1 pseudogene is annotated in these 484 nt (G+C 58.7%); it reads right to left on the bottom strand.

Annotated elements, in window-relative coordinates:
* A pseudogene (locus ACIOWE_RS26430) lies at positions 1 to 484 on the bottom strand (glutamine synthetase); the annotation flags it as partial.

Here is a 484-nt window from a genome sequence, read left to right on the forward strand (position 1 = left end):
GGGCACTTTCCTTGACGATGGCGTCGGCCGGGATGCCTTGCTCTTTGGCACCTTCCAGAATGTCCTGGAGGCAGTCGACGTATTCATCGAGGTCGTCGATCAGGTAGACCTGAGTCGAGTGCGGACGTTTGCCGGAGATCGGCGAGCGTGGCGGCTGTGGACGGCCGTTCACGTTTTCCTGGTCGATCAGGTAGAACTCGAGTTCGAATGCGGCGCAGATGGTCAAGCCAAGCTCGTCAAACTTTGCAACAACTTGACGGAGCACTTCGCGCGGATCGGCGAAGAACGGGTCACCTTCGAGTTCGTGCATGGTCATCAGCAATTGCGCGGTTGGACGCTTCTGCCATGGCTCGTTGCACAGGGTGTCGGGGATCGGGTAGCAAATGCGGTCAGCGTCGCCGATGTCCAGGCCCAGGCCGGTGCTTTCCACCGTCGAACCATTGATATCCAGAGCAAATAGAGAGGCCGGCAGGTTGATGCCTTT

It is taken from the genome of Pseudomonas sp. NPDC087598 (assembly GCF_044743525.1).
In the GTDB taxonomy this organism is placed as follows: Bacteria; Pseudomonadota; Gammaproteobacteria; order Pseudomonadales; family Pseudomonadaceae; genus Aquipseudomonas.